We start from the raw sequence: 7145 nt of genomic DNA on the forward strand, positions 1-7145 counted from the left end.
TCCTAACAGGGACTACTCGGGGGTTTCGTCCAGCGCGTGGCCGACCAGGGCCAGAAGAGTCTCGATGGCCGAAATTCGACGGCGCGCATCCATGATCATGACAGGGACGTGCGCGGGTATCGTCAGCGCCTCCCGGACGTCCGCCGGCTCGAACAGCTCGCTGCCGTCGAAGTGGTTGACCGCGACGACGTACGGCAGCCCGCAGCTCTCGAAGTAGTCCAGGGCCGGGAAGCAGTCCTTCAGCCGGCGGGTGTCGGCCAGCACGACCGCACCGATCGCGCCACGGACCAGGTCGTCCCACATGAACCAGAACCGCTGCTGGCCCGGCGTGCCGAACAGGTAGAGCACCAGGTCGTCGTCGAGCGTGATGCGGCCGAAGTCCATGGCCACCGTGGTGGTGAGCTTGCCCGGCGTGGCGGTGAGGTCGTCGGTCTCCTCGCTCGCCTCGGTCATCAGCGCCTCGGTCTGCAGCGGCGTGATCTCCGAGACGGCGCCGACCAGCGTGGTCTTGCCGACGCCGAAGCCTCCGGCCACCACGATCTTCGTGGCGACGGGGGCCCGGGTGCGGTCCGTCTGCCAGGACTTCAGGTCCTCGTCGGGCTCGGCGAAGCCGGCGACGAGGGGGGTGCCTCCGACGGCGGAGGCGACGGCGTCAGAGACGACGGAGTCCACTCAGCACCCTTTCCAGCAGAGCGCGGTCCGGGCGGCCGGTGCCATGACCGGTTCCGGTGCCGTACACACGGATCTTTCCCTGGTCCGCGAGATCGCTCAGCAGCACGCGGACCACGCCGAGCGGCATCTTCAGCAGCGCGGCTATCTCGGCCACCGTGCGCATACGGCGGCACAGTTCGACGATGGCCCGCATCTCCGGCATCACCCGGACGGTGCGGGAACCGTTCGTCAGTTCCCTGCGCTGTTCCGGGGCTTCCAGCGCCGCGACGAACGTCTCCACGAGGAGGACATGGCCGAAGCGGGTACGGCCGCCGGTGAGCGAGTAGGGGCGGACGCGAGCGGGCTTGCGGTCGCCGCCGCGCACGGGGAGTTTGGGTGTGCCGCTCATCGGGCGCTCCCCGCCGACCCGGCTTCCAGTGATGTGCGCAGCTCGCTGCGGAGTTCCGGGGTCAGGACATGGCCGGCGCGGCCGACGAACAGCGCCATGTGGTACGCCACCACGCTCATGTCGCACTCGGCGGAGCCGTGCACGCCGAGCAGTGAGCCGTCGCTGATCGACATCACGAACAGGCTGCCCTCCGCCATGGCGATCATCGTGTGCCTGACCCCGCCGAACTCCATCAGCCGGGCGGCGCCGACGGTGAGGCTGCCGATGCCGGAGACGATGGTGGCGAGATCGGCGGAGGAGCCCTTCGGGCCCTTGGCCGGCCGCTTCTCGCGGGACTCCGCCGTCCGGGCGGGGTCGGAGGAGAGCAGGAGCAGGCCGTCGGAGGAGACCACGGCGACGGACTGGATGCCGGGGACTTCCTCGACCAGGTTGGTCAGCAGCCAGTGCAGGTTGCGGGCCTCACTGCTCAGTCCGAAGGTACTGGGCGCGGTCAACTGCTTGCCTCCTCGACAGTGCCCCCCGTGGTGTCTTCCGTACGTTCTGCGATCTCTTCGGCTACGGCGCGGTAGCCGGCCTGTGCGCCGCTGCGGAAGCCGCCGAGCCTCCTGCGGAGGGCTTCGGCGTCGACGGTGCCGGTCCGCTGCCGCGGGGCCTGGTGCTGTGCGGTGATCTTGGGAGTGCGCTTGGGCAGGCCCTTGGCGGTGACCTCCTCGGCGGATTCCTGCGGAGCCTCGGCCTGTACGGCGTCCGCCTCGGCTCCGGCTTCGGCGTCCGCCGGGTCCGTGAGCCGTGCGTGCGGCTCGTCCGCCGGGGCAGGCTCCGGGTCCGTCGTGAGGTCCGGGAGCAGGAGTTCCATCGTCGACTCGGTGAAGGTCTCCGGTGGGGCCTTCGGGCGGGTCGGGGTGTCCTCGGGGGCCGTGTCGGCCTGTTCGTGGACCGCGTGTTCGGCCGGTTGGCCGGGGGCGTCCTGAAGTGCCTGTTCCGCGAGGGCGACCAGGGGGTCGGGGTCCTTGGTGCGGCTGTGCAGGACGTTGGAGTTGGCCTCGGCGTCGGCGCCCGGCAGGGAGAAGGTGCCGGTGGAGCTCATGGACGTGGGCTGCGAGGGCAGCGCGGTCGCCGGGGGCTCGGTCAGGAGGGTGGCCGGCAGGACCACGACCGCGGCGATGCCGCCCTGCTTCTGCTCGCGCAGCTGCACCCGGACGCCGTGGCGGTGGGCGAGGCGGGCGACGACGTACAGGCCGAGGCCGAGACCGTCCTCGCCCTCCTGGTCGTAGGCCGACTCGGGGTCGAAGTCGGCCAGGCGGGTGTTGAGCCGCTCCAGGCGCTCGGTCGCCATGCCGATGCCCTCGTCCTGGACCGACAGCATCACCTCGCCGCTCTCCAGGAGCCAGCCGGAGATCTCCACCGGAAGCTCCGGCGGGGAGAACGAGGTGGAGTTCTCCATCAGTTCGGCCAGCAGGTGGGAGAGGTCGTCGGCGGCGAAGCCGGCCACATGGGCGTGCGGGGGCAGGGCGGCGATCCGGACCCGTTCGTAGCGCTCGATCTCGCTGACGCCCGCCCGGACCACGTCGACCAGCGGCACCGCGCCGTGGTGCGGCTGGACGTGCTCGGCGCCGGCCAGGACCAGCAGGTTCTCGCTGTGGCGGCGCATCACCGTGGCGAAGTGGTCCAGCTTGAAGAGCGTGGCGAGCCGGTCGGGGTCCTGCTCGCGTTCCTCCAGGCCCTCGATGACCGCGAGCTGGCGCTCGACCAGGCCGAGGGTGCGCAGCGAGAGGTTCACGAACGTGCCGCCGATGCTGGTGCGCAGCCGCTCCAGCTGCTCGGCGGCCTGGCCCAGCTCCGCCTGGAGGGCCTCGCGGGCGTCGGCCATCTTCTGGCGCTGGCCGACCAGATGCTTGCGGTCGGTCTCCAGGGTGGTGACGCGTTCGTGCGCGGTGGCGGTCTGTTCGCGCAGGGCGACCGCGTGCGCGTGCAGGGCGTTGACCGAGCGGACGACCTGGGCGAACTCGTCGTCGCGGCCGGTGAAGGCGATCGGCTCCTCGCCCGTCGGGTCCGCGGACTCCGCCAGCCGGGCCGAGCCGCGGCGCAGGACGGACAGGGGGCGTGTCAGGGTGCGGGCCATGGCCGTGGCGAGGCCGACCGCGACCAGCATCAGCGCGCCGAGGACGGCGATGCGGATCTCCAGGGCCGTGACGTCGTCGTCCCGGAGTTTCGCCAGGTCCTTGGTGCGGTGGTCGAAGAGGGCCGATTCCGCGCCGCGCATCAGGTCGATACGGGCGGACAGGGCCGCGTCCAGCTTCTTGGTGCTGGTGGTCAGCTCGCTGTCGGCCAGCGTCGGCTGGTCGGTGAGCGTGGCCAGGTACTTCTCCGCCGAGTTGACATCCCCGCCGGTGACCGTGGAGTCGTAGGAGTCGACGGCCGTCTTGGGGGCGGTGGCGCGGAAGTCGGCGAGGGCCGCGTCCGAGCGCAGCCGGGCCTGCTGGGCGGCGGCGGTCAGTTCGTCGCGCTGCCTGATGTCGGCCGCGGACGCGGTGGAGGCCGTGGCGGGCAGGCCGGTGACGGGGTTGATCACCGTCCGGGTGCCGGACGGCAGGTTCAGCGCGGCCAGCAGCAGTCCGCGGGCGGCGGCGGACTGCTGGACGGCGGAGTCCAGTTCGGCGAGCGCGTGGGCGCCGGAGCCGGCCCGCGGGGGCGTCTGGTCGGCGAGCTGCTCGGCGAGCCGGTGCAGTTCGGTGATGGCCCGCGCGTAGGCCTGGTGGGTCTGCAGGGCGGTGGTCCTGCCGGTGAGGGCGTCGTGCCGGACGGCGGCGAGGCCGTCCAGTTCGCCGCGCAGGCCCGCCGGGGTGTCGTCCTCGGCGCGCAGGTCCTCGACCTGCCGGTCGACCCGTGCGCTGCGGTCCTCGGAGGGGGCCTTCGCCTTGGGGCGGCCCGCCGCGATGTAGGAGGTGACCTCGTCGCGCTCGTCGGCCAGGGAGTGCGCGAGGGCGAGGGCGTCCTCGGTGCGGGCGGCCAGGGTCACCAGGTCCTGGGAGTCATTGACGTCCTGGGAGGCGGTGAGCAGGGCGGGCGCCCCGGCTCCCGCGACGGCGGCGGCCACCACGGCGACGGCGACGATCAGCCGGGTGCGCACATGGGTGGGGCGGCCGGAGCCCACGGGGGTCTGCGGGGCGGTCCCTTCGGGGGCCGTCTGCCTGCCTGCGCGCCGAGGCCGCTTCATCTGCACCGGTGCTCGCAATCCTGAACTCGTCTACCCAAGGGCCCGGGTGGCACCTCGTCATCTCGGTGCCAAGTGGTGCGAACACCCGGTTCGTACGGTTCCCGACCCTCCCAGCGCCGGTGCGCAGTGGTCGCGCATCACCTGACCCGCCACCCGAAGGAGTGAACATCGGAGGAGAGTTGGCGGGCAAGTTCCTGTGGCGCGTCCGCGGCCCGTGCGCGGCACGCCGGTTGGACGCGCGCGGCAGGGTTTGGCAGTATTCGCCGCCACGCCTTCCCGGAGCCGCTCATTCCCGCCCAAAACAGGCGGCTGACCTGCGGGGTCGTATCAATTCGACGGCAGTTGCCAGCCTTTGGCGCATCCTGTGAAGGGCTCGTGCAGACTGGCCGGATGCGCACTGATCTCGTTTCGGAACCCGGCGACGCGAACCGACCCAACGAGGACTTCGCCGGTGTCGGACTTCCCGCCTCCGGACAGGGCGGTTGTGTGATCGTCCTGGACGGCGTGACTCCGCCGCGGGGCGAGACGGGGTGTCTGCATTCCGTCCCCTGGTTCACCGCGCGGCTCGGCGGCGCGCTGACCGAACTGACCGTTTCGAGCAGAGATCTGACGCTGTCCGGGATTCTCGCGCGGGCGATCGGCCGCACCGCCGATACCCACGCGCAAACCTGTGAACTTTCTCACCCGCGAACCCCCCAGGCAACCGTCGCCCTGGCCCGCTGGTCCGCCGACACGGTCGAGTACCTGGTGCTGTGCGACTCCGCGGTGCTGCTGCAAGGGCCCGACGGTACGGTCACCCCGGTCCTGGACGACCGGCTGGGCCGGATGCCCCGTTCCGCGCTCGCCACGGAGGCCCTGGTGGACGCCACACTGCGCAACAAGGAGGGCGGCTTCTTCACGGCCGCCGCCGACCCCTCGGTGGCCGGCCGCGCGGTCACCGGCACGGTGCCCCGCCGCGAGGTCCGCGCCCTGGCCGCGCTGACGGACGGCGCGACCCGCTGGACGGAGAAGTTCCACGAGGGCGACTGGCGGGCCCTGTTCGAGACGGTCGCGAAGGAGGGCGCCCGGTCGCTGGTGGACCGGGTGCGCGAACGGGAGACGGCGGACCGGGAGGAGCGGACGTTCCTGCGGCGCAGCAAGACGCACGACGACGCGACGGTGGTGTACGTGGAGTTGTGAGGCGCCCGCGAAGCACCGCGGGCGCCGCGCCGGCTGCTCGGCGCCGCGCCGCCTACTTCTCCATGACGCCGTTCAACTGGTTCAGCAGCCGGGCCAGTTGGGCGACCTCGCGGCGGTCCCAGTGGGCGAGCTGGCTGACGTACCGGGCGCGGCGTGCCTCGCGGACCTTGCCGACCCGGCCGCGGCCCTCGTCGGTCAGGGTGACGAGCCAGGCGCGGCCGTCGGCGGGGTCGGGTTCGCGGGCGATCAGGCCCAGCTCCTCCAGGGCCCGCAGCTGGCGGGACATGGTGGCCTTGCCGACACCGATGTAGCCGGCGAGTTCCGTGGCCCGCTGTCCGCCGCACTCGTCCAGGCGGATGAGCAGGCCGTACGCGGAGGACTCCAGGTCGGGATGGACCTCACGGGCCATCTCGCCCTGGTTGGCCCGGGCTCGCCGCAACAACACGGTCAACTCCCGTTCCAATGCCAGGAATTCCTGGTCCGCACCACTGGGCGTCACCTCGTGGGCGCCGCCCGGTGCGTCACTGTTTCCGTCCTCGTGCACGTCAGCACCCCTGCCCGGTTTCGCGATCCTGAAAGTTTCTGCCAAAAGTCGTCATTGCCGCAGCTCCGTAAGTATTTCGCAGGCGTAGACCAACGGCGGCGCCCGGACCCCCTTCCCACGCCGTCATCTACGTGCGTAGCTTCTTTATCAGGCAATCAATGGCATGCCCACGCCAGCATGGGCAGCCATCCGGTACACGGTCACTGCCACGTTCCCCCTCCTCCCTCCCCCCACCCCCACTCCCCGGAGGCACGTCATGTCCGTGCACAGACCCGGCTCCGAGCGCCCCGTCCGACCGCGCCCCCTCGCCGTCCTCGTCACGGCCCTGCTCGCGGCACTCTCCCTCTCCCTTCCCCTGACCGCCGCCCATGCCACGACCGCACCCGCGCGCGGCTCCGCCCACATGGGCATGGGTGTCCCCGCGCACGACGGCGGCCACGGATCCCCCACGTCCGATGTCGCCACCCAGACCGAGGGCGTGGACGTCTCCGCCTACCAGGGCAACGTCGCCTGGTCGACCCTGTGGGGCAGCGGGGTGCGCTGGGCCTACGCCAAGGCGACGGAGGGCATGTACTACACGAACCCGTACTTCGCGCAGCAGTACAACGGCCCCTACAACGTGGGCATGATCCGCGGCGCCTACCACTTCGCGACCCCGGACACGACCAGCGGCGCGACCCAGGCGAGCTATTTCGTCAGCCACGGCGGCGGCTGGTCCAGGGACGGCAAGACCCTGCCGGGCGCGCTCGACATCGAGTGGAACCCGTACGGCGCCGAGTGCTACGGCAAGAGCGCGAGCCAGATGGTCAGCTGGATCTCCGACTTCGTCACCACCTACAAGTCGCTCACCGGCCGCTACCCCGTGATCTACACGGCGGCCAGCTGGTGGGGCGACTGCACGGGCAACTACGGCGGCTTCGCCTCGAACAACCCGCTGTGGATCGCCCGCTACGCCTCGGACCCGGGGACGCTGCCGGCCGGCTGGCCCTACTACACGATGTGGCAGTACACCTCCTCCGGCCCGACCGTCGGCGACCACGACAAGTTCAACGGCGCCCTGGACCGGGTGCAGGCGCTGGCGAACGGCTAGTGTTCCGTGATCCGGTTCGTGTCACCTGCAGTGTTCTGCCTCGTTGAGCCAGGCA

7 protein-coding genes are annotated in these 7145 nt (G+C 71.4%); 2 read left to right on the forward strand and 5 right to left on the reverse strand.

Going from position 1 to position 7145, the window contains the following annotated elements; genetic code table 11:
• Positions 1-12: 12 nt before the first annotated feature.
• The 4 genes from IE277_RS31570 to IE277_RS31585 are packed head-to-tail and all read right to left on the reverse strand — an operon-like array spanning position 13 to position 4283.
• Positions 13-672 carry a GTP-binding protein gene (locus IE277_RS31570; protein ID WP_189957121.1) on the reverse strand — a complete coding sequence of 220 codons (660 nt, stop codon included), beginning with the start codon at positions 670-672 and terminating at the stop codon, positions 13-15.
• Positions 653-1060 (reverse strand): DUF742 domain-containing protein, encoded by a 408-nt coding sequence (locus IE277_RS31575; RefSeq protein WP_189957122.1) that lies wholly within the window; start codon positions 1058-1060, stop codon positions 653-655. The genes IE277_RS31570 and IE277_RS31575 overlap by 20 nt, the downstream gene beginning before the upstream one ends.
• Positions 1057-1554 (reverse strand): roadblock/LC7 domain-containing protein, encoded by a 498-nt coding sequence (locus IE277_RS31580; RefSeq protein WP_189957123.1) that lies wholly within the window; start codon positions 1552-1554, stop codon positions 1057-1059. The genes IE277_RS31575 and IE277_RS31580 overlap by 4 nt, the downstream gene beginning before the upstream one ends.
• A complete protein-coding gene (locus IE277_RS31585; protein ID WP_189957124.1) occupies positions 1551-4283 on the reverse strand; it encodes a sensor histidine kinase in 2733 nt (910 codons plus the stop codon). The genes IE277_RS31580 and IE277_RS31585 overlap by 4 nt, the downstream gene beginning before the upstream one ends.
• Positions 4284-4667: 384 nt before the next feature.
• On the opposite strand from IE277_RS31585, the gene IE277_RS31590 reads away from it, so the two are divergent.
• A complete protein-coding gene (locus IE277_RS31590) occupies positions 4668-5456 on the forward strand; it encodes a protein phosphatase 2C domain-containing protein (protein WP_189957125.1) in 789 nt (262 codons plus the stop codon).
• A 52-nt stretch (positions 5457-5508) separates the two neighbouring features.
• On the opposite strand, the gene IE277_RS31595 is transcribed toward IE277_RS31590, so the two are convergent.
• Entirely contained in the window at positions 5509-6000 is a 492-nt protein-coding gene (locus IE277_RS31595; protein ID WP_189957126.1) for a MarR family winged helix-turn-helix transcriptional regulator, read from the reverse strand.
• Positions 6001-6256: 256 nt separating this feature from the next.
• Here IE277_RS31595 and IE277_RS31600 point away from each other — a divergent pair, with 256 nt between their 5' ends.
• A complete protein-coding gene (locus IE277_RS31600; RefSeq protein ID WP_189957127.1) occupies positions 6257-7090 on the forward strand; it encodes a lysozyme in 834 nt (277 codons plus the stop codon).
• The last annotated feature ends 55 nt before the right edge of the window (positions 7091-7145 follow it).

Source organism: Streptomyces alanosinicus (genome assembly GCF_014650595.1).
GTDB classification, from domain to species: Bacteria; Actinomycetota; Actinomycetes; order Streptomycetales; family Streptomycetaceae; genus Streptomyces; species Streptomyces alanosinicus.

Bases quoted from the DNA above. Each gene is read 5' to 3' on its own strand.
- IE277_RS31575 (WP_189957122.1), bottom strand. From the start codon at position 1,060: ATGAGCGGCACACCCAAACTCCCCGTGCGCGGCGGCGACCGCAAGCCC.
- IE277_RS31590 (WP_189957125.1), top strand. From the start codon at position 4,668: ATGCGCACTGATCTCGTTTCGGAACCCGGCGACGCGAACCGACCCAAC.
- IE277_RS31600 (WP_189957127.1), top strand. From the start codon at position 6,257: ATGTCCGTGCACAGACCCGGCTCCGAGCGCCCCGTCCGACCGCGCCCC.